The sequence below is a fragment of the Aliiroseovarius zhejiangensis genome (assembly GCF_014656375.1).
GTDB classification, from domain to species: domain Bacteria; phylum Pseudomonadota; class Alphaproteobacteria; order Rhodobacterales; family Rhodobacteraceae; genus Aliiroseovarius; species Aliiroseovarius zhejiangensis.
In genome coordinates this window covers 104,173-130,492 of record NZ_BNCH01000005.1, presented here as the reverse complement: position 1 = coordinate 130,492, position 26,320 = coordinate 104,173, and the positions used below count along the sequence as shown (strand labels likewise).

At 60.4% G+C, this 26,320-nt stretch carries 26 protein-coding genes and 1 tRNA gene; 8 read left to right on the top strand and 19 right to left on the bottom strand.

All coding sequences use genetic code 11. From position 1 onward, the window contains the following. Positions 1-25: 25 nt before the first annotated feature. The gene (gene trpB, locus IE188_RS12230) at positions 26-1,234 is read right to left on the bottom strand and encodes a tryptophan synthase subunit beta (protein WP_191286791.1); all 1,209 of its coding nucleotides are present in this window, start codon (positions 1,232-1,234) and stop codon (positions 26-28) included. A 146-nt stretch (positions 1,235-1,380) separates the two neighbouring features. Continuing rightward, positions 1,381-1,800, bottom strand: coding sequence for a peptidoglycan-binding protein LysM (gene lysM, locus IE188_RS12225; RefSeq protein WP_191286790.1), 420 nt, complete (start codon positions 1,798-1,800; stop codon positions 1,381-1,383). A 165-nt stretch (positions 1,801-1,965) separates the two neighbouring features. Here lysM and IE188_RS12220 point away from each other — a divergent pair, with 165 nt between their 5' ends. After that, positions 1,966-2,307, top strand: coding sequence for a DUF2853 family protein (locus IE188_RS12220; RefSeq protein ID WP_191286789.1), 342 nt, complete (start codon positions 1,966-1,968; stop codon positions 2,305-2,307). Between the two features lie 250 nt (positions 2,308-2,557). Here IE188_RS12220 and IE188_RS12215 read toward each other — a convergent pair whose 3' ends face one another. From IE188_RS12215 to tsaD, 5 genes are read right to left on the bottom strand one after another with little or no spacing between them, the layout of a single operon-like run. After that, positions 2,558-2,944 carry a DUF1761 domain-containing protein gene (locus IE188_RS12215; RefSeq protein ID WP_191286788.1) on the bottom strand — a complete coding sequence of 129 codons (387 nt, stop codon included), beginning with the start codon at positions 2,942-2,944 and terminating at the stop codon, positions 2,558-2,560. A gap of 48 nt (positions 2,945-2,992) precedes the next feature. Continuing rightward, positions 2,993-3,412 (bottom strand): EVE domain-containing protein, encoded by a 420-nt coding sequence (locus tag IE188_RS12210; RefSeq protein ID WP_191286787.1) that lies wholly within the window; start codon positions 3,410-3,412, stop codon positions 2,993-2,995. Further along, positions 3,412-3,684, bottom strand: a complete 273-nt coding sequence (locus tag IE188_RS12205) for a YciI family protein (protein ID WP_191286786.1) — start codon at positions 3,682-3,684, stop codon at positions 3,412-3,414. Before IE188_RS12205 ends, IE188_RS12210 begins: the two co-directional genes overlap by 1 nt. A gap of 1 nt (position 3,685) precedes the next feature. Continuing rightward, positions 3,686-4,633 carry an NAD(P)H-dependent glycerol-3-phosphate dehydrogenase gene (locus IE188_RS12200; protein ID WP_191286785.1) on the bottom strand — a complete coding sequence of 316 codons (948 nt, stop codon included), beginning with the start codon at positions 4,631-4,633 and terminating at the stop codon, positions 3,686-3,688. Continuing rightward, positions 4,630-5,727 carry a tRNA (adenosine(37)-N6)-threonylcarbamoyltransferase complex transferase subunit TsaD gene (gene tsaD, locus IE188_RS12195; RefSeq protein WP_191286784.1) on the bottom strand — a complete coding sequence of 366 codons (1,098 nt, stop codon included), beginning with the start codon at positions 5,725-5,727 and terminating at the stop codon, positions 4,630-4,632. The genes IE188_RS12200 and tsaD overlap by 4 nt, the downstream gene beginning before the upstream one ends. A 90-nt stretch (positions 5,728-5,817) precedes the next feature. Between tsaD and IE188_RS12190 the strand changes: the two genes are divergently transcribed. From IE188_RS12190 to IE188_RS12170, 5 genes are all read left to right on the top strand, one after another. Further along, positions 5,818-6,510 (top strand): uroporphyrinogen-III synthase, encoded by a 693-nt coding sequence (locus tag IE188_RS12190; RefSeq protein WP_191286783.1) that lies wholly within the window; start codon positions 5,818-5,820, stop codon positions 6,508-6,510. 87 nt (positions 6,511-6,597) lie between these two features. Next, positions 6,598-7,887 carry a COG4223 family protein gene (locus IE188_RS12185; RefSeq protein WP_191286782.1) on the top strand — a complete coding sequence of 430 codons (1,290 nt, stop codon included), beginning with the start codon at positions 6,598-6,600 and terminating at the stop codon, positions 7,885-7,887. Between the two features lie 10 nt (positions 7,888-7,897). Beyond that, positions 7,898-9,400 (top strand): heme biosynthesis protein HemY, encoded by a 1,503-nt coding sequence (locus IE188_RS12180; RefSeq protein WP_191286781.1) that lies wholly within the window; start codon positions 7,898-7,900, stop codon positions 9,398-9,400. A 171-nt stretch (positions 9,401-9,571) separates the two neighbouring features. Next, positions 9,572-9,647 (top strand) — tRNA-Thr (locus IE188_RS12175). Positions 9,648-9,896: 249 nt separating this feature from the next. Then, positions 9,897-10,658 (top strand): VPLPA-CTERM sorting domain-containing protein, encoded by a 762-nt coding sequence (locus IE188_RS12170; RefSeq protein WP_229836802.1) that lies wholly within the window; start codon positions 9,897-9,899, stop codon positions 10,656-10,658. Between the two features lie 116 nt (positions 10,659-10,774). Here IE188_RS12170 and gyrB read toward each other — a convergent pair whose 3' ends face one another. The 9 genes from gyrB to mutM form a co-directional block, all read right to left on the bottom strand. After that, positions 10,775-13,192 (bottom strand): DNA topoisomerase (ATP-hydrolyzing) subunit B, encoded by a 2,418-nt coding sequence (gene gyrB / locus IE188_RS12165; RefSeq protein ID WP_191286780.1) that lies wholly within the window; start codon positions 13,190-13,192, stop codon positions 10,775-10,777. Between the two features lie 101 nt (positions 13,193-13,293). Beyond that, complete coding sequence (locus tag IE188_RS12160; protein WP_191286779.1) at positions 13,294-13,914, bottom strand: LysE family translocator; 621 nt, start codon at positions 13,912-13,914, stop codon at positions 13,294-13,296. Beyond that, positions 13,911-14,327, bottom strand: coding sequence for a VOC family protein (locus IE188_RS12155; protein ID WP_191286778.1), 417 nt, complete (start codon positions 14,325-14,327; stop codon positions 13,911-13,913). Before IE188_RS12155 ends, IE188_RS12160 begins: the two co-directional genes overlap by 4 nt. Continuing rightward, positions 14,324-15,430, bottom strand: coding sequence for a DNA replication/repair protein RecF (gene recF, locus IE188_RS12150; RefSeq protein ID WP_191286777.1), 1,107 nt, complete (start codon positions 15,428-15,430; stop codon positions 14,324-14,326). The genes IE188_RS12155 and recF overlap by 4 nt, the downstream gene beginning before the upstream one ends. 67 nt (positions 15,431-15,497) lie before the next feature. Beyond that, positions 15,498-16,616 carry a DNA polymerase III subunit beta gene (gene dnaN / locus IE188_RS12145; RefSeq protein ID WP_191286776.1) on the bottom strand — a complete coding sequence of 373 codons (1,119 nt, stop codon included), beginning with the start codon at positions 16,614-16,616 and terminating at the stop codon, positions 15,498-15,500. A gap of 135 nt (positions 16,617-16,751) precedes the next feature. Further along, entirely contained in the window at positions 16,752-18,128 is a 1,377-nt protein-coding gene (gene dnaA / locus IE188_RS12140; protein WP_191286775.1) for a chromosomal replication initiator protein DnaA, read from the bottom strand. A 589-nt stretch (positions 18,129-18,717) separates the two neighbouring features. After that, positions 18,718-18,981, bottom strand: coding sequence for a 30S ribosomal protein S20 (gene rpsT / locus IE188_RS12135; protein WP_191286774.1), 264 nt, complete (start codon positions 18,979-18,981; stop codon positions 18,718-18,720). 160 nt (positions 18,982-19,141) lie between these two features. Beyond that, complete coding sequence (locus tag IE188_RS12130; RefSeq protein WP_191286773.1) at positions 19,142-19,918, bottom strand: enoyl-CoA hydratase; 777 nt, start codon at positions 19,916-19,918, stop codon at positions 19,142-19,144. 67 nt (positions 19,919-19,985) lie between these two features. Next, positions 19,986-20,837: a bifunctional DNA-formamidopyrimidine glycosylase/DNA-(apurinic or apyrimidinic site) lyase gene (gene mutM / locus IE188_RS12125; protein WP_191286772.1), complete on the bottom strand. Its 852-nt coding sequence runs from the start codon at positions 20,835-20,837 to the stop codon at positions 19,986-19,988. Between the two features lie 74 nt (positions 20,838-20,911). Between mutM and ubiE the strand changes: the two genes are divergently transcribed. Both ubiE and ubiB read left to right on the top strand, forming a co-directional pair. Continuing rightward, entirely contained in the window at positions 20,912-21,664 is a 753-nt protein-coding gene (gene ubiE / locus IE188_RS12120) for a bifunctional demethylmenaquinone methyltransferase/2-methoxy-6-polyprenyl-1,4-benzoquinol methylase UbiE (RefSeq protein WP_191286771.1), read from the top strand. 1 nt (position 21,665) lies between these two features. After that, a complete protein-coding gene (ubiB, locus tag IE188_RS12115; RefSeq protein ID WP_191286770.1) occupies positions 21,666-23,195 on the top strand; it encodes a 2-polyprenylphenol 6-hydroxylase in 1,530 nt (509 codons plus the stop codon). Here ubiB and IE188_RS12110 read toward each other — a convergent pair. The 3 genes from IE188_RS12110 to fliK form a co-directional block, all read right to left on the bottom strand. Further along, entirely contained in the window at positions 23,181-24,047 is an 867-nt protein-coding gene (locus tag IE188_RS12110; RefSeq protein WP_191286769.1) for a phosphotransferase, read from the bottom strand. The genes ubiB and IE188_RS12110 overlap by 15 nt on opposite strands. A 154-nt stretch (positions 24,048-24,201) precedes the next feature. Next, positions 24,202-24,873, bottom strand: a complete 672-nt coding sequence (locus tag IE188_RS12105) for a flagellar hook capping FlgD N-terminal domain-containing protein (RefSeq protein WP_191286768.1) — start codon at positions 24,871-24,873, stop codon at positions 24,202-24,204. A 12-nt stretch (positions 24,874-24,885) separates the two neighbouring features. Continuing rightward, positions 24,886-25,503, bottom strand: a complete 618-nt coding sequence (gene fliK / locus IE188_RS12100) for a flagellar hook-length control protein FliK (protein WP_191286767.1) — start codon at positions 25,501-25,503, stop codon at positions 24,886-24,888. Positions 25,504-26,320: the final 817 nt, after the last annotated feature.

Genomic DNA, 26,320 nt, shown 5'->3' with positions numbered 1-26,320 from the left:
CCCTTCGGGGCGGCGCCGTCTTTTGTCAGCTCTTGTCGCCAAACCCGAAGGTTTCGGTGACATAGTCAATATCTTTGTCGCCACGACCCGACAGGTTGATCAGGATCGACTTACCAGGGTTCTTGGGTGCCTCGCGCATGGCAAAGGCCACAGCGTGGGCGCTTTCCAGTGCAGGAATGATGCCCTCGTGACGGCTGAGCGCATAGAACGCCGCCAGGGCTTCCTTGTCGTCGGCAGCGGTGTAGTTCGCCTTGCCGGTGCGATACAGATGCGCGTGTTCCGGCCCCACACCGGGATAATCCAGACCCGAGGCGACCGTGTGCACCGGCGCGGGTTCGCCCTTTTCATCCTTCAGAACCATGGTGCGGAAGCCGTGGATGTCACCGTCTTCACCATAGGTGATGGTGGCCGCGTGATCGCCCAGCTTGGACGAGGTGCCCATCGGTTCGACCCCGTAAAGCGCGACGTCCTCGTCGTCGATAAAGCCCGAGAACAGACCCATGGCGTTCGACCCCCCGCCCACACAGGCGGCAACCATGTCGGGCAGATCGCCGGTCATTTCAAGAAACTGTTCGCGCGCTTCGATGCCGACGACGTGCTGGAAATCACGCACGATCAGCGGGAAGGGATGCGGGCCAACGACCGACCCGATGGCAAAGAGCGCGGTATCTGCCTGGTCCAGATAGCTTTGAAAGGCACTGTCAACGGCTTCCTTCAGCGATCGACCGCCGAAACCCACCGGCACGACCTCGGCACCCAGCAACTTCATGCGGGTGACGTTCGGCGCTTCCTTGGCGATGTCGATCTCGCCCATATGAATCTCGCATTCCAGTCCGAAATAGGCGGCGGCTGTGGCAAGCGCGACCCCGTGCTGACCTGCACCCGTTTCGGCCATCAGCTTTTTCTTGCCCATGAACTTGGCCAGCAGTCCTTCGCCCATGCAGTGGTTCAGCTTGTGCGCGCCGGTATGGTTCAGGTCTTCGCGCTTGGCATAGATCTGCGCCCCGCCGGACATGTTCGACAGGTTCTTGAGATAGGAAATCGGCGTCGGCCGTCCCTGGAAATGTTTGCGGATGTGACGCAGTTCGGCAATGAAATCAGCGGATTTCGAGATCCGGTCATAGGCTTCGCGGATTTCCTTGAAATGTGGCTCCAGCGGGGGTGGCAGCATCGCGCCGCCATAGTCGCCGAACATGCCGTCACGGGTCGGGGTGGATTTCAAATATGATGCCATCTTGTGTCTGATCCTCGCTTGCAGATTTCAACGGATCAGACAGCGACTCAGCTTGTGTCACAAGGCAAAAATTGCCGCAGGGGCGTGTTTGGCACGAAAAAAGCGGCCCGTCCGGAAACGTGCCGCCTTGGTTGGTATCAGGCTTGTCAGCCGGGTATGCGCAGCTTTTGTCCGGGATAGATCAGGTCGGGATCTTTCAGCATCGGCTTGTTCGCCTCGAAGATCTCTTTGTAACGTGCACCGTTGCCCAGCGTCTTTTCCGCAATGGCCCACAGCGTGTCTCCCTTTTCGACGGTGTGGAATGTGGGTTCACCGTCAAGGTCGGCTTCAACCTCGGCAACGCCTTCGACGTTCCCCACCGCCAGGATCACCTTCTCGCGATCCTCCGCGCTCAGATTCTCGCCACCTTTCACGGTGACCTTTTCACCTTCCACCTTGATGTCCAGCCCGGACGTGTCGATGCCAAGGTCGGCAACCTCCTTGTTCAGCGTATCGGCCGAGGCGGATTCATCACCGCCGCCGAACAGCGATTTTCCTGCACCTTTCACAAAGCTCCAAAGACCCATGTTATCCTCCTAAATCAAACTGAGCACCGTGGCATGGTGCGCGAAATCGCCCGGAAAACCTAGGGGGAATACGCGCGCAAACTTTTCCTTTGACCCGTTCGTGAATAACCCTAGTCTCATTGGCGAGTTGGGCAGAGCCCCAAAGTTGTAACCAAGGAGACCAACATGGGTAAACGTGACGAGCTGATTGCAAAATATGCAGAGGACCTGAAAACCAAATGTGGCATGACCCCGGACATGGACCTTTTGACCAAGGTGACCATCGGGTGCGGCCCGGCAATCTATAATGATGATGCGTCAACCGTCGCTGCCACTCAGGACAGCGAGCTTGAGACCGTGAAGGACAATTTTCTGGTCAAGAAGCTGGGGCTGGCCGATGGGCCGCAACTGATGGATGCAATCAATGCCGTTATCGACACCTATGGCCGCAGTGAGCGGAACAAGTATCGCGCCGTTGTGTATTACATGCTGGTCAAGCACTTCGGCAAGGAATCCGTTTACGGTTAAGCCGATACGGACCGGACACAGGGGCGTCGCCACGGGTGCGGCGCCTTTGTTAATTTAACCTTAACATTCTGATTTCGAATAATATTGTAAGCATAGTGAGCTTGCAGGGCGGTGCGCCAACCGCTAATGTCAAGTCGAAGGCTAGGACGGCCGGACCTGAATTTCAAAGTCGCTTGAGGTGCTGGGGAGCACGTGGGGTGGAAAGGAGGGGCCGAGACTTCAGCCCCTCCTTTCTCGTATTCAGACAATGTCAAAACAGGGCCAGTACCAGCCCGATCACCGCGCAGCCACCCGCGGCATAGCCACCGTCGATCCAGATCAGGCTTTTGTCGCGTTCGCCAAACATCACATTGTTCACGATCCACGGTGCCGCTACGAACAGGCCCAGACCCAAACCTGTGGTCAGACCTTTGCCGACCGTATCAATACCAGCCATGACGAAGATGTGCCGCATCATTCCGGCCACCACCAGCGCAGATATGAACGCGACGATGAAAGGCAGCGGGGAAGTGTCGACCGGCTTTCCATTCTCATCCACTTCGATCTCAGTCGCTGCCACCCATTTTTTGGCCAGGACCATATACCAGACCGCGCCGAACGCATATCCGGCGATGGCCGAGATCAAGACCTGCAACATTTGTTCTCTCCTGTTCGCATCCAAGATGTGACCAGTATGATCCCAAGATCAGGTTTTGTCGCCAGAAAGCTCCAGCACCACGTTCCATTCCTGTTCGGTTACGGGTTGCACTGACAGGCGGGTGTTGTTGACCAGCACCATATCGGCAAGGCGGGGGTCGTCCTTGCACATGGCCAGAGTCACCGGGTTCTTCAGCGGCCGCACCGCCTTTATATCCACGCAGTCCCAGCGATCGTCATCGGTCGTGCTGTCGGGATGGCTTTCGGCGATTACCTCGACGATGCCGACGATCTCTTTTTCCTTCTGCGAGTGATAGAAGAACCCAAGATCGCCCACCTTCATCTCGCGCATATGATTGCGCGCCTGATAATTGCGCACGCCGTCCCATTCCTCGCCGGCGTCCCCCTTGGCGACCTGTTGGTCCCAGCTCCAGGTCGAGACTTCGGATTTGAAAAGCCAATACGACATTATCCCACCACCTTTTTCCATTCCTCGATCCGTACATCCGCGAACAATCCTGCCTTGGCATAGGGGTCGTCATCGGCCCAAGCCTGTGCCGCCTCACGATCGACGACGTCAAGGATCACCAGCGAGCCGCACATTCCGCCGTCTGCGTCCAGAAAGGGACCGGCCTGCGCGACAACGCCGGTGTCCTTGATATAGGCTAGATGCGCCTCACGATTGGCTTTGCGGGTGTCTATCGCACCGGGTTTGTCGGTGCAGATCAGGGCGAAAGGCATGTTATTCCTCCTTCAAGGGGCGTGTCAGCAGCATCTCGGCGGCTTCCTTCACCGTCAGATGTTTTTCCAGAACGGCCACGACCATCTCGGCGATGGGCATGTCCAACCCCAGCTTTTGCGCAAGGTTAGAGACTGCTTTGGCGGTGGCCTTGCCCTCGACCGTGGTGCCTTCAGGCAGGGGGTCGCCGCGGCCCAGGGCCAATCCAAAAGCAAAGTTGCGCGATTTTTCCGACGAACAGGTCAATGCCAGATCGCCAAAGCCGGACAGGCCGGACAAGGTGTCGGGGCGCGCACCGCGCGACAGGGCGAACCGCTGCATCTCGGCAAATCCGCGGGTCATCAGGGCTGCATGGGCGCTTTCACCAAGTCCTGCCCCCACCGTGATGCCACAGGCAATGGCCACAACGTTTTTCAGGGCACCGCCGATTTCGACGCCGACCAGATCGGCGCTGCGATATAGGCGGATATTCGGCGTCGACAGCGCCGCTTGCAGCGCGTGACCGTCTTTGACCGCCAGGGTCAGGGCGGTTGGCAGGCCCGCGGCAATATCCACCGCGAAACTGGGGCCGGACAGGATGGCGGGGGTCGCATCGGGGCAAGCGCGCCGAATGATCTCGGCCGGGCCAAGACCCGATTTCAGGTCAATGCCCTTGCAGCAGGCCACAAGAGTTTTGCCATTCAGTTGACCGGCATTTTCGGTCAGGAACCCGGCAAGGGACTGCATCGGAACCGCCACAAGGATAATCCCAGCCTGCGTGGCAAGCGACAGATCATCCGTCACGATGAGGGAGTCGGGAAATGTGAACCCCGCAAGGCGTCGGGTGTTTTCCCGTGTTTTCGCCATGTCGCCCAGATCGCGCGCCCACAGCGTCACCGGCTGACCCGTGCGCGCCAGCGAAATCGCCAGCGCCGTGCCGAACGCGCCGGCGCCCAGAACCGAAACACTCATGCCTTAGCCCCTTTCTTTCCCGATCCAAGCATGGCCGGGGCCTTTTGGTCCAGTGGCCAGCGCGGTCGTGCCTGCAAGGTCATATCGTCACGCGCCCCCGCTCGCATCCGTTCGATCCCGGCCCAGGCGATCATCGCGGCATTGTCGGTGCACAGGGCAAGTGGTGGCGCCAGAAACGCGGCCCCCGCCTGTGTGCAAACAGTCTCTAACGCACTGCGAATGGTCATGTTCGCGGCGACGCCCCCTGCCACTGCCAATATCGGGGCAGAGGGTTTCAGGGTCAGGTATTCCGCCAGCGCACGGCGCGATTTTTCCGCCAGCACGTCAGCCACGGCGGCCTGAAATCCGGCACACAGATCGGCGCGGTCGCGGCGTCGCAGCCCCACATGCTCTGCAATCAGGCGGTCCCTTTGCCGCAACAGGGCGGTTTTCAGGCCTGAAAAGCTCATGTCGCAGCCGGGGCGATCCAGCAGGGGGCGGGGGAACCTGAACCGCTGCGGGTCGCCCTGTCGCGCCTCGGCCTCGACCGAGGGGCCGCCGGGTTGCGGCAGACCCAACAGCTTGGCGGTTTTGTCGAACGCTTCACCGGGGGCGTCGTCGATGGTGCCACCCAGACGCTGAAACGCCTCTGGTCCCTTGGCAATCAAAAACTGGCAATGTCCGCCCGAGACCAGAAGCATCAGATAAGGGAACGACGCCTGATCGGTCAGGCGCGGGGTCAAAGCATGACCGGCCAGGTGATTCACGCCGATCAACGGCAACCCTGACCCCGCCGCCAACCCCTTGGCACACATGACACCCGCAACCACGCCCCCGATCAGCCCCGGCCCGGCCGTGACGGCGATGCCGTCCAGGTCTTTCAGGAGCAAATTGGCCTGCAACAGAGCCTGTTCCACGCAGATATCCAGTTTCTCGGCGTGGGCGCGAGCCGCGATTTCGGGCACGACTCCGCCAAAATCGGCGTGCAGCTCCGCCTGACCCGCGACGACCGAGGACAGGATCTGCGGCAACTCTCCGGGCGTATGGCGCACAACCGCCGCCGCCGTGTCGTCACAGGAGCTTTCCAGCCCCAAAAGGGTTAACGTGTCAGTCATTGCGTTTAGGTCCAGGCGGGATTGGTTGCAGATTGGCCTTGGGTCGGGGTAACACCACAGGGCAACTCAGACAATCCCGGCAGGCCCGTCATGTCGACCCAAAAGACCCTGGTACTGACCCGGCCGGCACTTAGTGCCAGCCAGATGTTGACCCAAATCGAAACGGATCTGGGGCATAAGATCCCGGTGGTGCTGTCACCGATCCTGAATATCGTTCCGACCGGGGATTGGCCCGATCTGTCCGGTATTGACGTGGTGATTGCCACCTCTGTCCACGCGATCCAGGGTTCATTGCAGGGAAAGCGGGTCTTTTGCGTGGGCACACGCACCGCCGAAGCGGTAACGCAGGCGGGGGGCGAGGTGTGCCATTGTGCGCTGGATGCAGCGGCTTTGCTGGCGTGGATGGACACTCAGCCCGATCCGGGGGCGGTGCTTTACTTGCGCGGATCGCATGTGGCGACCGATTTTCCTGCCGCGCTGTCGCACCGGTCGGTGAACGCGCGGTCGGCGCAGACATACCGGCAGGAAGATCTGCCCCTGACTAATGCGGCCCGTCATGTGCTGGAAGGGGAGCGTCCTGCGATCCTTCCCCTTTTTTCGCCCCGCTCGGCAAGGTTGGTTGGGCAGGCGATCACGACGATCGGACCCGACGTGCACGTCATTGCCATCAGCGATGCGGTGGCCGAGGTCTGGCGGAGCGAGACTGGCGGGTCCAGCGAGGTGGCCACCGAACCCACCGGATCAGAAATGGTCGACCGGACAATCGCCGCCCTGCGACACTGACCTTGCTTGAGCCATCCGGGGTCGCAAGCTAAGCTGAAACCGCAGACGCACCGTGATTTTCTTTAAGAGATTCGAGAGGTTCCGAAATTGGCCAAGCCCCGCAAACCAGCCAAGGATAAGCCAGAGACGGTCGAAGACGCCGTTGTCGTTGACGAACCCAAAACCGCAAAACCGAAGCCGGACGACCGGCCAACAGTCACTGATACACCGGAACAAGCGCCCGAGGCGCCTGAGACGTCCGATCCGCCGGAAGCCGAGGCGCCGGATGGCAAGACGCCCGACGCCGAGGCGGACGTGGTGCCCGCGAAAGATGATTTGGCTGACCCGCAGCCTGATGAAACGACGTCCGAGCCATCTGATACTTCGGCTGACACACCCGCTGCGCGCGGTGGGTCTGTCTTTGTGCCGCTTTTGCTGGGCGGGGCTGTCGCGGCGGCTCTGGGCTTTGGCGCGGCGCGGTATCCCGACCAGTGGCCCTTTGCCCGTCAGCCCGATGTGGATCCGGTCGAGGTCAAGCTGACCGAACTTGGCGACCGTGTGTCCGAGATCGAGGGGGCGACCTCGTCGCAAGGAGCGGCATTGACTGCGTTGCAGCAGGATACTGGTCTTGATGAACTGCGCGGCGAACTGACCGGGCAACTGGACCAGATTCGCGTGCAGTACGAGGCCATGTCCCAAAAGCTGACCGATCTGGAAAACCGCGTTCACACGGTCGAGAAACTGCCGCAAGGTTCGGGAATGGAAGCGGCCGCCGCTGCGGCAGCGGCTTATGAGCGTGAACTACAGCAGATGCGCCAGATGCTGGATGCCGAGCTTGAACGGATCAGCGCGGCGCAGGATCAGGCCGAAACGCTTGAGGTCAGCGCCGCCGAAGCCGCCAAAGCTGCTGCGGCACGGGCCGCGATGTCACGCGTTCTGGCAGCGCTGGAAAGCGGGCAGCCTTATGGTGATGCGCTGTTTGACCTGACCGAAAACGCTGGTGTTGAAGCGCCCGACGCGCTGTCGGCCCATGCCGCAGACGGGATCATCACGTTGGCCACCTTGCAGGCACGCTTCCCCGAGGCGGCGCGCGCAGCCCTGGACGCGTCGATCCGGGCAGCGGTCAGGGATGGCGAAATGGACCGTGTCACGGCCTTTTTCCGCACCCAGCTTGGGGCCCGGTCTCTGGAACCGAAAGAGGGCGACGACCCCGACGCCATCCTGTCCCGCGCCGAGGCGGCATTGAAGGATGGTCGGATCGCGGCCGCTTTGAGCGAGCTTGAGGCGATGCCCGAGGCTGGCAAACCTGCCCTGTCCGCCTGGATCGCAGATGCCACCGCCCGCAAAGATACGCTTGAGGCCGCGCAAGCCCTGGCCCAGCACGTGAACAGCAAGTAAGGACGCACCGATGCTTTGGTCTCTTTTCAAGATTATTCTTTTCGTGACTGCCATCGCCTTGCTGACGCTTGGGGCCGGGTTCCTGATGGAAACCGAAGGGGGCATTCGCATTGCCATTGGCGCGACCGAATACAATCTGGAACCGCTTCAAGCCGTGATTGCCGGCGTCTTGCTGGTGGTTGCGATTTGGCTGGCGATTATCGTCTTGGGCTTGCTGGTGGCGTTCATTCGCTTTGTGAACGGGGACGAAACGGCGATTTCGCGCTATTTCGACCGTTCGCGCGAACGCAAGGGGTATGAGGCGCTGGCCGAAGGCATGATCGCGCTGGCGTCCGGCGAAGGCAGCACGGCCATGTCCAAGGCCAGCCGGGCCGAGAAATATCTGCATCGTCCCGAATTGACCAACCTTCTGACCGCGCAGGCCGCCGAGATGACGGGCGACAAGCGCAAGGCGGACGAAGTCTATCGGCGCCTTTTGAAAGATGAACGCACGCAGTTTGTCGGGGTGCGCGGGATCATGAAACAAAAGCTGGCCGAAGGGGATACCGAAACCGCGATGAAGCTGGCGCAGAAGGCCTTTGCGCTGAAGCCGCGACACACGGAAACGCAGGATGTTCTGCTGGGTCTGCAAGCACGGCATAATGATTGGTCGGGCGCGCGCAAGACACTTGGGGCGAAGCTGAAATATGGTGACCTGCCGCGTGATGTGCACAAGCGGCGCGATGCGGTTCTGGCACTGTCGGAAGCCAAGGGCGTTCTGAACGAAGGCAATGACATCAAGGCCCGCGAAGCCGCGATCGAGGCCAACCGCCTGTCGCCCGATCTGGTCCCCGCCGCGGTGATGGCGGCGCGCACCTATATCGAACAGGGCAAGCCGCGCTATGCGTCGCGCGTTCTGATCAAGGCGTGGAGCGCCCAGCCCCACCCCGACATCGCCGCCGCGTTTGCCGAAATCGTGCCCGATGAAACGCCCGCCGATCGTCTGGTGCGGTTCCGGGCACTGACCAAGCACCGCGATGGTGACCCGGAAACGCGGATGTTGCTGACCGAACTCAACATTGCTGCTGAAAACTACACCGAAGCGCGCAAGGCGCTGGGCGATCTGCCCGAAGTATTGCCCAGCCAGCGGGCCCTGACACTGCTTGCTGCAATTGAAAGGGGCGAGGGCGCGGATGACCAGACCGTCCGCGCGTTGCTGGCCCGCGCCGTGACCGCCCCGCGGGGTCCGCAATGGGTGTGCGACAACTGCAACCATGTGCACGCGGCCTGGACCCCGATTTGTGACGGCTGTCAGGGCTTTGACACGCTGGCCTGGAAACCTGCTCCGGAAACCGATCACGCGATGCAGGGGGGCGCCGAAATGCTGCCTCTGATTGTCGGTGAAACCGAAGCTGTCGACGACACCACCGAATTGCTTGACCCGGAAGATGGGCCGCAAGACGATGTGTTGGAGGCCGAACTGGTGGATGCTGACATTGACAGCCCCGAGGAAGCGGATGCGCCAAAACCCTGACCTGCCGGGGCAAAGGTGTGTGGAGGGCACGGGCGCTGATGACCGGGCCTGTTTCTGACATGAAAACATCGCGCCGGGCTTGCAAGGGGCGCGAAATTCGCTTGCACAGCCAACGCCCCGCGTCTACAACCCCGATCGCTGCTGCGCTTTATGGGTGGCAGCCATTTGTGGGCCGCTGTAGCTCAGCTGGTAGAGCACGTCATTCGTAATGATGGGGTCGGGGGTTCGAGTCCCTTCAGCGGCACCACTTCCAACCCACTTCTTGCCTTCCTGAACCCTTTGGACACTGTCCCTCAAACGGGATACCCGTGCTGAATCGACAGCTGTTGAGTGAAAGCGATTAGCGGCGCACTGTCTCCGGCAGGGACACATAATTCTCTTTAGATTTGAACCGTTTCCGGGATGCGCCGGAATGTGGCCACTTTAAGGCGAATCAATGTGATTTATGTGGACGACACATCCAGAAGGGTGCGAAATAGGGACAGATTTGAGTTTGGTGGAGTTGGGTTTAATGATTAAGAGAGCGAGTGTTTTAGTTTCCGTTGTCGCCCTCACCCTGGGCCTTGTGCCCGCAATCGGGTCCGCGGCGACCTTGGTAAATTTTGAATCGGGTTATTCTGACAACCAGGTCTTGGGGGATGGTGAGAGGCTGTTGGATTCCAGCGGCAACCTGTCGAGAGTCAAAATTTCGACAGTGAATGACAATACGATGTCGGTCGAGGCGAGTGGCGGTGCCGATGGCGGGCTGCAGGGTTTCCTGAATGACCGCAATGGAGTCTATGATTCCGAGGCTGGCCGGGCGACGAGTTCGCTGGACGGTTTTTTCCTCAGATCGACCAAGTCGCTTCGGGGTGATCTTAGCAAGTTCAATCCGGTGTTTTCGCTTAGCTTCATGGGTGGGGCGTCGAGTGTAAATGCCGAAATCTGGGACATTGACGGAAACACCTCTCAGGGCTCTGAAGGCTGGGAAGTAATCGCAACTTTCAAGGATGGGAGCACATCCAGCATCCTGAGCCCGACATTCATGAATACCTACAATCATTCGTCCCTGAATGGACAGGCTTGGGGGTTCAGCTTTGACGCGGGTGGAAGCCGGATCATGTCTCTGGATTTCCTGTTCAATGGAACCAAGACCCGCGGGATCGGGGTTGCCTTCGATAACCTGACGGTATCACCCGTACCGCTTCCTGCGGCGGGGCTGATGCTGCTTGCGGGTTTGGGTGCGCTTGGTGCGCTTGGACGACGTCGTAAAAGCTAGGGCCGGGTTCCCGCAGAATTGAAACAGGGGCTGACATTGTGTCAGCCCCTTTCTCGTTGGTGATCGCCTGTTTGGAAGCTCGGTAAGTGCTCTGGTTTCCGCGCGCTGCGCCGCAATCAGAAATCCAGGTTCTCAACCGACAGCGCGTTTTGCTGAATGAACTCGCGTCTTGGCTCGACCACATCGCCCATCAGCTTCGTGAACAGATCATCGGCGTCGGCAAGGTCATCGACCTTCACCTGAAGCAATGTGCGTGCCTCGGGGTCCAGCGTTGTTTCCCACAGCTGGTCGGGGTTCATTTCGCCCAGACCCTTGTAGCGTTGCAAGGTCAAGCCCTTCTCGCCCTCGGCCAGAATGGCGTTCAGCAGGTCGATCGGTCCCTGGACCAGGATCTCGCGATCCTTGCGCACCAGTTTCGAGCTGTCGCGATAGATATCGCGCGTGTCCATCGACACTTCCGACAAACGACGGGCTTCGCCCGAGCGCAGAACGGCACCGTCCAGCGTCCGGATCTCTTCGACCCCGCGCAGGATGCGCGCCAGGCGAATGCCGTGATCTTGGGTGATCCGACCCTGCCAGCCGCGTTCGTATTCCACGGCCACCTTGTCCAGACGGGCCGCCACGCTTTCGGCCACAGCTTGCAGATCGGCATCGGCGCGACCCGGATCGAACCCGCCGGCAAGGGCGGCCTGCTCCAGAATGTTGCGTGGGTAATGAGTGGGGAAGGCGTCAAGTATGCGGCGGAAACTGCGGGCGGCTTCTACAATTCGGGCCAGATCGGCGCCAGCGATTTCTTCCCCATTCGCAAGACGCAGAACGGTGCCGTCGATCCCTTGCGCGATCAGGTAGTCCTCCAGCTCGACCTGGTCCTTCACATAGACCTCGGATTTGCCGCGGCTGACCTTATAAAGCGGCGGCTGCGCGATATAGAGGTATCCCCCTTCGATCAGTTCCGGCATCTGGCGGAAAAAGAAGGTCAGCAGCAGGGTGCGGATGTGGGCGCCATCAACGTCTGCGTCGGTCATGATGATGATCTTGTGATAACGCAGCTTCGAAATGTCGAATTCATCACGACCAATCCCGGTGCCGAGCGCGGTGATGATGGTGCCGATTTCCTGGCTGGACAACATCCGGTCAAACCGCGCACGCTCCACGTTCAGGATCTTGCCGCGCAGGGGCAAAACGGCCTGATTGTGGCGGGATCGTCCCTGTTTTGCCGATCCGCCGGCCGAGTCGCCCTCGACCATGAACAGTTCGCGCTTGGCGGGGTCACGTTCCTGACAATCGGCCAGTTTGCCGGGCAGCGACGCCACGTCGAGCGATGATTTCTTGCGCGTCATCTCGCGCGCCTTGCGGGCGGCTTCGCGGGCCAGGGCGGCCTCGATGATCTTGCCGACGATCAGCTTGGCGACGTTCGGGTTTTCATCGAACCATTCCTGCAGCTTCTCGTTCATCAGCCCTTCGACCGCTGGCCGCACTTCCGAGCTGACCAGCTTGTCCTTGGTCTGGGACGAAAACTTGGGATCGGGCACCTTGACCGACAGCACGCAAGTCAGACCCTCGCGCGCGTCGTCGCCGGTGAAGTTGACCTTTTCCTTTTTCGCCAGTCCCGTCGAGTTGGCATAAAGGTTCAGGGTCCGCGTCAGCGCACCACGAAAGCCTGCAAGGTGGGTGCCGCCATCGCGCTGCGGGATGTTGTTGGTAAAGGGCAGCACGTTTTCGTGATAGCCGTCATTCCACCACATCGCGACCTCAACCCCGATGCCGTCTTTTTCACCGGTAACGAAGATCGGTTCGTCCATCAGCGGCGTTTTCGACCGGTCCAGGTATTTGACGAATTCTTTGACGCCGCCGTCATAATGCAGCTCGGTGTGCAGTTTCTCGGCAGGGCGTTCATCTTCGATCACGATCCGCACGCCCGAGTTCAGGAAGCTCAGCTCGCGCAGACGGTTCTCCAACGTCTTGAACTGATAGTCGAGGTTCGAGAACGTGTCGGTCGAGGCCAGAAAACGCACCTCGGTCCCCGTGCGGTCGCCGCAGTCGCCAACGACCTTCAGATGTTTGACGGTCTCGCCGCGTTCAAAACGGGCGACATGTTCCTTACCATCGCGCCAGATGCGCAGCTCCAGCCAATCGGACAGAGCGTTCACCACCGATACGCCCACACCGTGCAGACCGCCCGACACCTTGTAGGAATTCGAGTCAAACTTACCGCCCGCGTGCAGTTGGGTCATGATGACCTCGGCGGCCGAGACGCCTTCTTCGGGGTGGATATCGGTCGGAATACCGCGGCCATTGTCGGACACGGAAACCGAGTTGTCGGCATGAATAGTGACGGTCACGGCATCGGCATGACCGGCCAAAGCTTCGTCAATACCGTTGTCCACGACCTCATACACCATGTGGTGCAGGCCCGAGCCATCATCGGTGTCCCCGATATACATGCCGGGGCGTTTCCGAACTGCTTCCAACCCTTTGAGAACTTTAATGGAATCGGCGCCGTATCCGGCACCGTTTTGCGCGTCATCAGCCATGAGGGCCTTCCTGTTATTTGGTCCGGAAAATATAGTTATTTTCGGGGGTAATGTCACCTAGCTGACACAAGATTTAGTGTCAAACAGGGGGTCTTTTCCGCCTAGGTGAATGGGATGATCAGACCGACCAGAATCAACAGGCTCCCAGCGGCCAGATTCATGCGCCGCAAGCTGTTCGGTGAAGACAGTAATTGACGCGCGCGATCAATGAAGAACGCCATGCCAAGGTTGCCCGTCAGCGGCACAAGGAAGGACGCGGCGCCGATTGCTACCACATCCGGTGCGGTCAGGCGTGACAGGTCGAAGAAGCCCGGCAGGACGCCCATGTAGAACAGGATCGCCTTGGGGTTGGCCAGGATGACGATCAGGCCTGCGACGAAGCCCGCCCAGATGCCGGGGCGGGTCAGTTTGCGATCTTTGGTGATCTTGTGGTCGGCAGAGCGGATGATGGTCACGCCCAGCCAGACGAAGAACAGGGCTGCCACGATTTTCAGAACCAGCATCGCGCTGCCGAAGCTGGACGCGACCCAGCCCATGCCAAGGGCGGCGAGCACGGACCAGAAGATGTCTCCGATGGCGACGCCCATCGCAAGGGGCCAGGCCTGTGCAAACCCACCTGACATGACCCGCGCCACCAGTGCGACCCAGACCGGGCCGGGCGTCAGAAACAGGATGTAAAGACCGATGATATAGAAGCCAAGCTCTGCCAGCGTGATCGTCATTTCAGGTGGCCGTCTTCGTCCAAATCCCAAAACGGGTTCATGGCGTATTCCCAAAGATGCCCGTCGGGGTCGGCAATGTAGCCGGAATATCCGCCCCAAAAGACCTTTTCCGGGCGGGCGACCGCGGTGGCCCCAGCGGCCAAGGCGGCTTCGTAGGCTGCATCCACTTCGGCCTCGGTCGGGAAGCATTGCGCAAGGGTCATGGCGCCGGTTTTCAGGTCTTCGACCTTGCGCCCTGTGTCGTTCGCCAATCCCTCCAGCGTATAGAACCCGAATTTCATGCCGTTCATGTCGTAGAACACCACCTTGTCCTCCACGCCCGAGGGCTCCCACCCGATGGCTTCATAGAAGGCGCGGGCGCGGGCAAGGTCTTTGACGCCAAGGGTGATCAGGCTCACGCGGTTGGTTTTCATTGTGTCACCTCTTCTATGCGCGAGGTGCCATCGACCTCGCTGACTTCGAAATGGCTGGCACGGTCGCCCAGTTCTGCAAACAGTTCCGGGCCGGTGCCGGTCATGAATGCCTGCGACCCCAAGGCGCAGACCTCGTCATACAGCGCGGCGCGGCGGGTGGCGTCAAGATGGGCCGCGACTTCGTCCAACAACAGGATGGGCGGGGCGCCGAAATCCCGCGCAATCGCGCGACCATTGGCAAGGATCAGCGACACCAGCAGCGCCTTTTGTTCACCCGTCGAACAATCGCGCGCGGCGATGCCCTTGGCGGCATAGATGGCGGCAAGGTCTGTGCGATGCGGGCCGATCAGCGTGCGTCCGGCCAGAAGGTCACGCGGGCGGCTGTCTGCGAACGCCTGCGCCAGATCAGTCTCGGTTTCAGGCAATTCAGTGCTTTCCGGCTGGATCAGAGACAAATTTGCGGTGGGAAAGGCGGTTTCGGCCTCGGCCTGCGCAGCGGCGAGTTGCGACAGCGTGGCGGCGCGATTTGCGATGATGTCGGTGGCGGCGCGGGCCATCTGGCTTTCCAGCGCGCCATACCAATGATCGTCGCGCTGACCATCCTTCAACAGCCGGTTGCGTTCGCGCATCGCTTTTTCATAGGTCAGCACAGCGTCGGCGTGGTCAGGTTCAAAGCTCATGGTCATGCGGTCCAGAAACCGCCTGCGCCCCTCGGCCCCCTCGACCCACAGACGGTCCATCACCGGAATCAGCCAGACGATGCGCGCGATCCGGCCAAGGGCGACCTGTGGCGCGGTCTTGCCATCAATCCGCACCTGTCGGGGGCTGCCCGCTTCGACCCAGGTTTCAACCTCGTGCATCTGGTGAAGGCTTTGCAGGGTGGCGGTGACTTTCCAGCCGACGCCTTCGGGGCGGCGGATCATCTCGTCCACCGTGGCGCGGCGCAGGCCGCGACCGGGCGACAGCATCGACACCGCTTCCAGAATGTTGGTCTTGCCCGCGCCGTTGCGGCCATGAATGGCCACGGGCCGCCCATCCAGCGACAGCCGCGCGATGCGGTGGCTTCGGAAATGGCTGAGTGTCAGCTCACGCAGGGCCAGCATCACGCCCCCTGTCCGTATCGGTTCGCAAAAATGCCCGCCGGGGCATCAGGTGGCGGTGCGGTCCCGGTCAAACACGCATCGGCATGACGACATAGACGGCGCTGGTGTCGTTGCCTTCGCGCATCAGGGTCGGGTCGCCGGACGAATTGAACATGAACACCGCGTTTTCACGGTCCACCTGGCTGGCGATTTCAAGCAGATACTTGGCGTTGAAGCCGATTTCCAACCGTTCATCGCCATAGGCCACGGCCAGTTCTTCCTCGGCCGCGCCCGCATCCGGTGCATTCACCGACAGGATCAGCCGGTCTTCGTCCAGTTGCAGCTTGACCGCGCGCGACCGTTCGCTGGACACGGTGGCCACACGATCAACGGCCTGCGCGAACTCGGTCGCGTCGACCTCCAGCTTACGGGTGTTTCCGGTGGGAATGACGCGGGTGTAGTCAGGGAAGGTGCCGTCGATCACCTTCGAAGTCAGGGTGATCGCGGGCGTGGCAAAGCGGATCTTTGTTTCCGATACGGACACGGCAATGGTCGCATCGTCATCATCCAAAAGCTTGCGCAGCTCGCCCACGGTCTTGCGGGGAACGATCACGCCGGGCATCTCCGCAGCACCTGCGGGCAGGTCGGCGTCGATGCGGGCCAGACGGTGCCCGTCGGTGGCGACACAGCGCAGCACCTTGCCGCCTTCGGCATCGGCCACGTGCATATAGACACCGTTCAGGTAATAGCGCGTCTCTTCCGTTGAGATCGCGAATTTCGACTTGTCGAACAGGCGGCGCAAGACCGGCGCGGGGGCCGAGAAGTTGGCCGAATACTCGGACGAGGCCATCACCGGGAAATCTTCTTTCGGCAGCGTGGCAAGCGAGAAGTTCGAACGCCCGGCCTCGACCGTCAGGCGACCCGTTGCGCCATCATCGGTCAGTTGCACCAGCGCGCCGTCAGGCAGCTTGCGCACAATCTCGTGCAGGGTCACGGCCGAGACCGTGGTGGCACCTGCACGTTCGACCATGGCATCGGTCTTGTCGACAACCTCGATATCCAGATCGGTGGCGCGAAACGAGACGCTGTTGCCTTCGGCTTCGATCAGGACGTTTGCCAGAATGGGAATGGTGTTGCGGCGTTCAACAACGGATTGCGCCTGTGACACGGCCTTTAGCAGCGCGCCGCGTTCGATACTGATCTTCATGTCCCACTCCTGACAGATACCGGGGCGAGGAACATATCATGCTCGCCGCCCGGCTCAATTTATTATTGGGAATGTCTGATTCTTTCGCGGGCGGGTCAAGGGGATAGGCCCAAAACCCGCCGTCGTTTTGCCAAATCAGGCTTCAAGCGCGCGGCGCAGAAGCTCAAGATCCTCGGCGATCTGATCGTCGGCGACTTTCAGTTCGTCGATCCGCTTCACCCCGTGCATGACGGTGGTGTGGTCGCGACCCCCGAAACGACGCCCGATTTCGGGCAACGACCGCGAGGTCATGTGCTTGGCCAGATACATCGCCACCTGGCGCGGTCGGGCAATGGTGCGTACCCGCTTGGGGCCGATCAGGTCGGACAGACGAATGTTGTAATGATCGCTGACCTTGCGTTGGATTTCTTCGACCGTGACCTTGCGATCCGAGGCGCGCAGGATGTCACCCAGACAGTCCTGTGCTAGCTCCATCGTCACTTCGCGCCCGACAAGCGAGGCGAACGCGAACAGCCGCATCAATGCGCCTTCCAGCACGCGCACATTGGTCGAGATACGATGCGCGATGAATTCCAGAACGCCATCGGCAATCACCAGCCCGTTATATTGCTCGCGATAGGCATTGACCTTGTTCTGCAACACGCCAAGACGCAATTCGTAGTCGGTCGGGTGCAGGTCAACCACAAGGCCACATTGCAGACGGCTCTTGATGCGGTCTTCCAGGTCCTTGATTTCGCCGGGGGCACGGTCGGCCGAGATGATGATCTGCTTGTTCTGATCCACCAGCGCGTTGAAGGTGTGGAAGAATTCTTCCTGCGTGCTGTCCTTGCCCGCAATGAACTGCACATCATCCACCATCAGCACATCGACCGAGCGGAACAGTTGCTTGAAATCCATCATCTGCTTTTCGCGCAAGGCCTGCACAAAGCGATACATGAACTGTTCCGCCGACAGATAGACGACGCGCAGCTCGGGGTTGCGGCTGGTCATTTCATGCGCGATGGCATGCATCAGGTGGGTCTTGCCCAGACCCACGCCGCCATACAGGAACAGCGGGTTGAAGGTGACGGGGCCGCCCTCGGCGACGCGCCGGGCGGCGGCATGGGCCAACTCGTTGGGTTTGCCCACAACGAAGTTGTCGAAAGTGAAGCGGTCATAAAGCGGCGCGCCGGGCAGGTCGTCCTGATCGGTTCGGGTGGCAGAAGCGGTGGGGGCAGCACTCTCCGCGCCGTCAACCTTCTGCGACGATGAGGGCTTCGCCTGCGCGGGTTTGCGTGGAACTTCGAAGTCCAGCCGCGAGACCTTCAGCCCTTCGCCGACCATATGATTCAGAATCTTGTCACCGAAGTTCCGATCCACCCAGTTGCCCATGAAGTTGGTCGGAACCAGAAACCTTGCCACGCCGTTCTTCAGATCGGCAAATTCAAGCGGTTCAATCCAGTTGGTATAGTTGTTCTGCCCTACAGCCTTTTGCAGCTTGTTTCGAACAAGTCCCCATTCTTCGTTCGTCATGTCACCTCGACCCGGTTTCTTAAACGGACTGCTCACTGACAGCCCTTTGCCCAAACACATTCACACCAGGCGCCCCCAAGCACCTGACGATCCACATTTCCGGCACGCTTGCCTCACCTAAGCGTGCACGACCAAGGACGTTCGCTGCACAAGACCGCAGTCTTGGCGCAGGATCGCCCGATTGGGCCAGGAGACATAACATAAGTTAACAAACCGGTCCGAGACGGTCCGGCATTCACTGAGTGACGCAGATTTCCCCACCGACCCCCAAGTCGGCAACAAATACTGGCGTCGATTGCACCGGACAGGCTCCGATTCAATCTTCAGGTCAGATTTTAACCTAATTTTTCAAGGGGTTAACCCTTGATGTATCATAGTCCCAAGTCGGCGATGTGAATCGCTGAAGGCAAATTAGCAATCTGTCCGCGGCGCGTGCAACTGATCTTCGTGCTTGACTCAGTCTTTCCCAGAGCGAATCCCAAGCGGCTTGCACTAATGCAATTTTTACCGCCGAAAACGCGAACGGAGCGTGCCTTTGAGGACACGCTCCGCCTGTTTTTGCTTACTGGTCTTTCGACCAGAATCGCGATCAGCCCAGGGCTTTGACGCGCGCCGACAGGCGCGACATTTTGCGGGCTGCGGTGTTCTTGTGATAAACGCCTTTGGTCACGCCGCGCATCAACTCGGGCTGGGCAACCTTCAGGGCAGCGGTCGCGGCTTCCTTGTCGCCGGACGCAATCGCTTCTTCGACTTTGCGCAGGAAGGTGCGGATGCGCGAACGGCGGGCTTTGTTGACGGCGAAACGAGCCTCGTTCTGGCGGGCGCGTTTTTTGGACTGGGGCGAATTTGCCATGTGTCTGTTCCCTTCATCGGGTGTAGTTAACGTTTCAAAAGCTGCGCATCAGCACCCGACCGGGTTCAGAACCGGTGATTCTGGCCAAAGCGGGCCTCACGCGCATGTATGACGGCACCCTTTACGGAAAAACCTCCGTAAAGGGAACCCTTAAAACGCGTTACTTGTCGCGGAATTGCGGTTCGCGTTTTTCCGAGAAGGCGGCCATGCCTTCTTTCTGGTCCTCGGTCGCAAACAGAGAATGGAACACGCGGCGTTCAAACAGGATGCCTTCGGTCAGCGGCAGCTGTTCCGCGCGATTCACCGATTCCTTGATCGCCATCACGGTGATCATCGACTTTTCCGCGATCTTGGCGGCGGCGGACATGGCTTCGTCCATCAGCTTCTTGGCGGGCACGACGCGGCTGACAAGGCCAGCGCGTTCGGCTTCTTCCGCGTCCATGAAACGGCCGGTCAGGTTCATGTCCATCGACTTGGCACGGCCGACCAGCTTGGTCAGGCGCTGCGTCCCACCCATGCCAGCCATCACGCCCAGGTTGACTTCGGGCTGGCCGAATTTGGCGGTGTCCGACGCGATGATGAAGTCGCACATCATTGCCAGTTCGCACCCGCCGCCCAGCGCATAGCCGGACACGGCCGCGATGATCGGCTTGCGAATGCGCATGATCGCATCTTCTTCCGGTGTGAACAGGTCGCCCGCGAACACATCGACAAAGCTTTTCTCGGCCATCATCTTGATGTCAGCCCCGGCAGCGAAGGCTTTTTCGGATCCGGTGATGACGATGCAACGGGCCTTGTCATTCTTCTGAGCGTCCGCCAGGGCGTCACCAAGTTCGCCCAGCAGGTCAAGGTTCAGTGCGTTCAGCGCGTCGGGTCGGTTGAGCTTGATCAGACAGATGTGATCTTCGATCTCAACGATAATGTTTTTGTAGGCCATGGTTCCCCTTGCCATTGTCCGTGGTGGTCGAAGCGGAGTCGTAAGGCTGCCCGCCCCGGTGATCAAGTTATCTTTGGCATTGCGCACAATAGAATGTCGATCGCCCGGATTGCGTGATTCGCCTTATTTTTCCAGTGCAACCTTGCGTCACACAGGGTTGGCCCTCGCGCCCATAGACCCGGAAATTGTGTTGGAAATAGCCCAGTTCGCCATCGGCCTGCCGGTAATCGTTCAGTGACGAGCCACCACTTTCAATCGCCTCGCCCAGCACATCGCGGATGATTGGCACCAATCCGGCGGCGCGGGTTGAGGACAGGCGCGCGGCCTTGCGCGTGGGGTGAATGCCCGCGCGAAACAGCACCTCGCAAACATATATGTTGCCAAGCCCCGCGATGATTCCCTGATCCAGAAGTGCGGTCTTGATCGGGGAGTTTCGGCGCTTGAGCGCGTCCATCAGATAGGGTTCATCAAACGCATTGCCCAAGGGTTCCGGACCCAGCACACGGATCAGCTTGTGGGCGTCCAGCCCGGCCGTGTCACACAGGTCCATCGCACCGAAGCGCCGTGGGTCGTTGAACGTCACCCGCGCGCCATTTTCCATGTCCAGCACAACGTGGTCGTGTTTCTCAGGCGCCGGGTGGTCGTGATGAAACTTGCCCAGCGCATGGCCCGAGATCAGCATTCGCCCCGACATGCCCAGATGGGTGATCAACGTCTCGCCGGTATCAAGATCGGCCAGCAGGTATTTGGACCGTCGCGCCAGCCGCAACACCCGTGCGCCGGTCAGCCGGTCGGCCATCCGGTCGGGAAACGGCCAGCGCAGACCGTCACGACGAATGTCAGCCCGGACGATCCGCGCGCCTTCCATCACGGGGGACAGACCGCGACGAACCGTCTCGACCTCGGGTAATTCGGGCATATCGAGCGCCTCTCCATTGTGCGTGGGTATTCGTCGGGATATGAGGGAGCAATCGCAAGAAATGGGCAAGCCCGATGAGCACATCCGAGACAAAAACAACCCATTTCGGGTTCAAGACCGTGGCCGAGGATGACAAGGCCGGCATGGTCCACGGCGTCTTTACCAATGTCGCATCAAAATATGACATCATGAATGATGTGATGTCGGCGGGCATTCACCGCGTCTGGAAAGACGCGATGATGGACTGGCTGGCCCCCCGAAACGGTCAGCGGCTTCTGGATGTGGCGGGCGGCACTGGTGACATTTCGTTCCGGTTTCTGGACCGCGCGCCCGAAGCCTCCGCCGTTGTGCTGGACATGACCGAACAGATGCTGGTCGAAGGCCGCAAACGCGCCGATGCCACCAACAAGGCAGATCGGCTGGATTGGGTCGTTGGTGACGCGATGGCGCTGCCGTTTGAAGACAACAGCTTTGACCGCTACACGATCAGCTTCGGCATTCGCAACGTGACGCGCATCCCTGACGCATTGCGCGAAGCCTATCGCGTGCTGCGCCCCGGTGGCCGCCTTATGGTGTTGGAGTTCAGCCAGCTTCCCAATGACGGAATGCAGAAGCTCTATGACCTGTATTCCTTCAACGTCATACCCCGGATGGGCAAGCTGATCGCGAATGATGCCGACAGTTATCAATATCTGGTCGAGTCGATCCGCAAGTTCCCCGATCAGGAAACCTTCGCGCAAATGATCCGGCAAGCCGGGTTCGAGAATGTGAAATACCGCAACCTTTCCATGGGCATTGCGGCGCTGCATTCGGGTTGGAAAATCTAGGATGCGCGGCCCCCACAACATCTGGCGGCTGATCCGCACCGGTGCGACCTTTCAACGGACGGGCGCGATGGGGGTTGTGCTGGATGCGATGAACGCGCCGCCGATCATTCGCATGGCCGCGCGGATCATCGGCTTTCCCTTCGCGTGGCTGGGCAAGAAGGGCGACACATCGCTGCCGCCCCTGACGCGCGCGATCACCGCGCTTGGCCCGGCCTATATCAAGTTTGGCCAGATCCTGTCGACGCGGCCCGATGTGGTTGGTGCGGAACTGTCCGATCAGTTGCAGTATCTGCAAGACAAGCTGCCCCCGTTTCCGTCTGCCGTGGCCCGGCGGATGATCGAAAAGGAACTGGGCATCAAGATCGACGAGGTGTTTTCCGAGTTTTCAGAACCTGTCGCCGCCGCATCCATCGCGCAGGTGCATCGCGCCCGGATTGCGGCCACCGGGGAAGAGGTCGCGGTCAAGGTTTTGCGCCCGCATATCGAACGCGCCTTTCGCACCGACATTGACGCTTTCCATTTTTCGGCTGCGGTGATCGAGTTTTTGCTGCCGTCCACCCGCCGCCTGCGCCCGGCCGATGTGGTCGAACATTTCGAAGGCGTGGTGATGGGCGAGCTGGATTTGCGTCTGGAAAGCGCCTCGGCCAGCGAATTTGCAGAGAATACCGCGAATGACGAAGGGTTCGTGGTGCCCAAGGTGAATTGGGGCCTGTCTGGGCGCACGGTGATGACGCTGGGTTGGGGTGAGGGGATTCCGGCCAATGATCTGCCGGCCATCCGTGCTTCGGGGCTGGACATGGATCGTTTGGGCGAACGTGTGTTGCAACTCTTCCTGTCACATGCGCTGCGCGATGGGCTGTTTCATGGCGACATGCATCAGGGCAACCTGAAATTTGCTGCAAACGGGGACATCATCGCCATTGATTTCGGCATCATGGGGCGGATCGACGAATACACCCGCCGTGTCTATGCCGAGATCCTGTATGGCTTCATCAACCGCGACTATCGCCGAGTGGCCGAGGTGCATTTCGAAGCGGGCTATGTGCCTGCCGACCGCAATGTCGAAGAGTTTGCCCGCGCCCTGCGCGCCGTGGGCGAGCCGATCTTCGGCATGGATGCGACGCAGATTTCGATGGGGCGGCTTCTGTCTTACCTGTTCGAGGTGACCGAGAGGTTCGGGATGGAAACCCGCACCGAGCTGATCCTGCTTCAACGCACCATGGTGGTGGTCGAAGGGGTGGCGCGATCGCTGAACCCGAATATCAACATCTGGCAGGTCGCCAAACCGGTGGTCGAAAGCTATATCGCCAGTTCGATCGGCCCAAAGGCGCTGCTGACCGATCTGGCCCAGACAGTACGTGTGCTGGCGCGTTTCGGCCCGCGCCTGCCCGAACTGGCCGAAGCCGCCCTGATCCGGCAAGCCACGCCGATACCGGAAACCGACCGGGCGCGTCCGGTCCGGGCGATGGGTTATGTCACCCTTGGCGGCGGGTTGGCGTTGGTCGCGGTCTGGGTCTCAAGCCTGCTCTGACGCGGCCAGTTCCAGGTCGGCGGCGCGGGCATAATCCTGATCCCCGCGCCCCGCTTTCCAGAGGCAATAGGCCGCCATGCGCCAGTGATACAGCGGGGACAGCGCGCGATAGCGGGCGATGGTCTGCGCGTCGTTGCTTTCATGCAGATAGGCGGACAGAAATTGCGCAATCTCGTCCCGGTTTAGTGGACGATGGCCGTACAATAGCTGCATGGCTGGCGACAAAAATATCGCGATGTCCGCGCTGGGGTCGCCAAGGGCCGGGCATTGCCAGTCGATCAGGCGCAGCCCATGGGGCGTGTCCAGAATATTGCCCGGCACGATGTCACCGTGCAGGAATACACGGCGGGCGTTTGGTGGTTCATCCGGAACGGGTGGCGGAGCTGTCAGGCCGGATGGCGCCATGCCATACCCATCGGCACACAACGCGGCGGGGGTCACGGTCAGTTCCGGCAGACCATCCGGTGGGGTATGTGCGTGCAGCCGCGCCATCATCCGCGCAACCTCGGTCACGTCGCCGCTCCAGACACGCCCTTCGATATGTTGATAGATGATCGTTTCGCCAATCGTGCTGTCCTGGAATGCCACAAGATCCGGCGCAATCTCTGCGCCCGACAAGGCGCGCAGGGCCAAGGCCTCGCGCGTTCCGTCATTGGCAAACAGCGGCGTGGCGGTGTTCGGAAGGAACAGTTTGCAGACCAATGGCGGTCTGTCGGGCAGATCAACCCGCCAGGTCAGGTTGGTGCGCCCACCTGTCAGAAGGGACCAACTGGCATGTTCCGGAACAACACCCGCATCCGCCCAGATGCGTTGCAGTTGGCGTCGTCGTGACCCCGCAAGACTGTTCTCCATAGCGCCGCCCCTGTTTCGTGCGTCGCCAAGCTAGGGGGCCGGGCCGTGAAGGGCAACCAGAGTGGTCTATATTGATAGCGGGTCTTTGCGATGGCTTAACAGCTCGACCTTTCGCGGCCGCGCTGCTTGAGTTGGTTGGCGAAGCCGCAGCCCTTTACGGTTCGCGGATGGCAGACACGGTGTCTGCCGCGATCTTTTGTCCGCTTTCAAGGATCAACCACAGTTTCCCATCGGCGTTCTGGCTTTCCGTGATCTTGCTATAGGCTTGCACGGCGTCGGTCGACAGATGCCGCCCGTTGCCCGAGCTGACCAGCTCGAACGTGTATACCCCGCGTGGGAACGGTGTACCGGATTCGTCCACGCCAGCCCATTCGATCGGGTCGGTCGAGGTCGGGATGATCTTGTTTTCAACAATCGCGCCGTCCGCATTCTTGACGACAAGCCGGGTTTCGTCCGCACCGGTTGCCGGTGCGGGCACCAGCGTGACCGGGGTTTGGTCAAACAGAACCGGCGCGGCGACGCGCGCCTCCATCCCGACCCATCCGGCAATATCGGACAATCCCATCAGCCCCAGCTTTGTGCCAAGCCCGTCCAGCAGGTCATTGGTGCGCACTTGCTGTTCGACACCCGAGAATGTGGCAAGCTGCACGGCGTAATCCGAACTTTCAATCGGGTTCATCGGATCCTGATTTTCCATCTGGGCGGTCAGCATCTTGAGAAACGTCTCGAAATCGGACGAGATTACGGCATCACCGTTCCTGGTGCCCTCGGAATACTGTGCGGGTCCGGCCGTCAAGGCGGCGGGCATGGTTTGAGTGACGTCCATCTGCTGTCCTTTCTATATGCGAATGTCCATGCCAGCGCCCGGGCTGATATGGATTTGCACCTTGTCCTGCGCGACAGGTTGGTCGCCAAGACCATCGGTGCGTGGGGTCGATCGTGTATCTGGATCTGCACCGGCCTGACCGTTCGACGCGGCATCCTGTTGCTGTTGCTGGAATGTGAAATTGACCTGATCATAGCCAAGATCGTGCATGTCCTGCGCCAGTTGCTCGATGTGGCGTCGCATCAGATCCAGCGTTTCGGGCCGTTCGACCTGAAGAACAACGGTCAGGGAAGATGCATCTGTTTGAAAGCTCATCCTGAGACGTCCCAACTCCTCCGGGTTCAGGGTCAGTTCGACTGGTTTGTCCGGGGCAGTGCGCACGATATCGGCCAGTTGCGCCGCGATGTGGCGCGGCAGGTCAGGCAACGTGCGGGCCGGTTGGGACGGCTGGCTTGCCTCGCGCAGATGGGATGTGGTCAGTTCGGACCTGGGGTCATCGGTTGAGGTGACAGCATCATTCAGGCCGGCACTGTCGTCCACGGGATTGACTGGCGTCCAGTTCGCGCCGGTCTGCATCTGGGCGGTGGCAATCGGTATGGATCCGGCCACAGGTGAGGACGGATGCGGCACGGTGTTCTGTGACGCATTTCGGATCTGGCCAGTGAGCGGAGCTGGTTCCTGCAGCGCATTTTGCCCGCGCAGATCCGCGGTCGGTGGGTGCGAAGTGGACTTTGTGTGGTCATGTGATGGAGCGGCGGGCGGGGGCGACTTCAGGCTTGGCGCAGTGGGGTCTGCGGCCAGATGCTCAGAATGCGGCGAAGGCGTTGGTTGGACACCCTCGTGATTCGAAAGCGGTGGCTGACCCGCGTTCGGCGATGCCAGGACACCGGATTGGGTGGGTGCAAAATGCGCAGGTGTCGTGGACGGCGATGCCGTGCCGAATGCTGCAAGATCGGCTCGCACGTGTTTCGCCGGGTCCGACCGCGACAGATCGCGCGGCGAAGTGTCGGGGTATGCCCCCCCCTTGTTTGCCTGAGGCGCATCGACCGGTGGTATCATTTCACGCAATCTGCCCCCCTCTCTCGCGATCGGCATCTGCCCGGCAGACGGCAAGGGGGTTCCTGATGCATTCTGCAGGTTCCGCGCGGACAGCGACCCGATGTTGCTTGCCAGCGCCCTGTTCCCCTCATCAGGTTGCGCCACACTTGGCTTAGACGGTGGATTGACCGCCGGCATCGCTTCTTCGTGGCGCGATCTGTTGGGTTGCGACGCAGCCATACGGTGTTCGGCGAGGATCGGATTTGCGTCTGGATCAGGTGTAGGCTTCGTGTCTTTATTGCCCGAAACCGCAAGATCCGGGTCGTTCTGATGTCCTGCTTCCCTTGCGTGCGCAACTCTTGCCTCGGTGTGCGCCACCGGAAAGCCAAAGTCCTGGGATGCTATCGAC

Coding starts and splice junctions, on each gene's coding strand:
- trpB (WP_191286791.1), bottom strand. CDS start 1,234: ATGGCATCATATTTGAAATCCACCCCGACCCGTGACGGCATGTTCGGC.
- lysM (WP_191286790.1), bottom strand. CDS start 1,800: ATGGGTCTTTGGAGCTTTGTGAAAGGTGCAGGAAAATCGCTGTTCGGC.
- IE188_RS12220 (WP_191286789.1), top strand. CDS start 1,966: ATGGGTAAACGTGACGAGCTGATTGCAAAATATGCAGAGGACCTGAAA.
- IE188_RS12215 (WP_191286788.1), bottom strand. CDS start 2,944: ATGTTGCAGGTCTTGATCTCGGCCATCGCCGGATATGCGTTCGGCGCG.
- IE188_RS12210 (WP_191286787.1), bottom strand. CDS start 3,412: ATGTCGTATTGGCTTTTCAAATCCGAAGTCTCGACCTGGAGCTGGGAC.
- IE188_RS12205 (WP_191286786.1), bottom strand. CDS start 3,684: ATGCCTTTCGCCCTGATCTGCACCGACAAACCCGGTGCGATAGACACC.
- IE188_RS12200 (WP_191286785.1), bottom strand. CDS start 4,633: ATGAGTGTTTCGGTTCTGGGCGCCGGCGCGTTCGGCACGGCGCTGGCG.
- tsaD (WP_191286784.1), bottom strand. CDS start 5,727: ATGACTGACACGTTAACCCTTTTGGGGCTGGAAAGCTCCTGTGACGAC.
- IE188_RS12190 (WP_191286783.1), top strand. CDS start 5,818: ATGTCGACCCAAAAGACCCTGGTACTGACCCGGCCGGCACTTAGTGCC.
- IE188_RS12180 (WP_191286781.1), top strand. CDS start 7,898: ATGCTTTGGTCTCTTTTCAAGATTATTCTTTTCGTGACTGCCATCGCC.
- gyrB (WP_191286780.1), bottom strand. CDS start 13,192: ATGGCTGATGACGCGCAAAACGGTGCCGGATACGGCGCCGATTCCATT.
- IE188_RS12160 (WP_191286779.1), bottom strand. CDS start 13,914: ATGACGATCACGCTGGCAGAGCTTGGCTTCTATATCATCGGTCTTTAC.
- IE188_RS12155 (WP_191286778.1), bottom strand. CDS start 14,327: ATGAAAACCAACCGCGTGAGCCTGATCACCCTTGGCGTCAAAGACCTT.
- recF (WP_191286777.1), bottom strand. CDS start 15,430: ATGCTGGCCCTGCGTGAGCTGACACTCAGCCATTTCCGAAGCCACCGC.
- dnaN (WP_191286776.1), bottom strand. CDS start 16,616: ATGAAGATCAGTATCGAACGCGGCGCGCTGCTAAAGGCCGTGTCACAG.
- dnaA (WP_191286775.1), bottom strand. CDS start 18,128: ATGACGAACGAAGAATGGGGACTTGTTCGAAACAAGCTGCAAAAGGCT.
- rpsT (WP_191286774.1), bottom strand. CDS start 18,981: ATGGCAAATTCGCCCCAGTCCAAAAAACGCGCCCGCCAGAACGAGGCT.
- IE188_RS12130 (WP_191286773.1), bottom strand. CDS start 19,918: ATGGCCTACAAAAACATTATCGTTGAGATCGAAGATCACATCTGTCTG.
- mutM (WP_191286772.1), bottom strand. CDS start 20,837: ATGCCCGAATTACCCGAGGTCGAGACGGTTCGTCGCGGTCTGTCCCCC.
- ubiE (WP_191286771.1), top strand. CDS start 20,912: ATGAGCACATCCGAGACAAAAACAACCCATTTCGGGTTCAAGACCGTG.
- ubiB (WP_191286770.1), top strand. CDS start 21,666: ATGCGCGGCCCCCACAACATCTGGCGGCTGATCCGCACCGGTGCGACC.
- IE188_RS12110 (WP_191286769.1), bottom strand. CDS start 24,047: ATGGAGAACAGTCTTGCGGGGTCACGACGACGCCAACTGCAACGCATC.
- IE188_RS12105 (WP_191286768.1), bottom strand. CDS start 24,873: ATGGACGTCACTCAAACCATGCCCGCCGCCTTGACGGCCGGACCCGCA.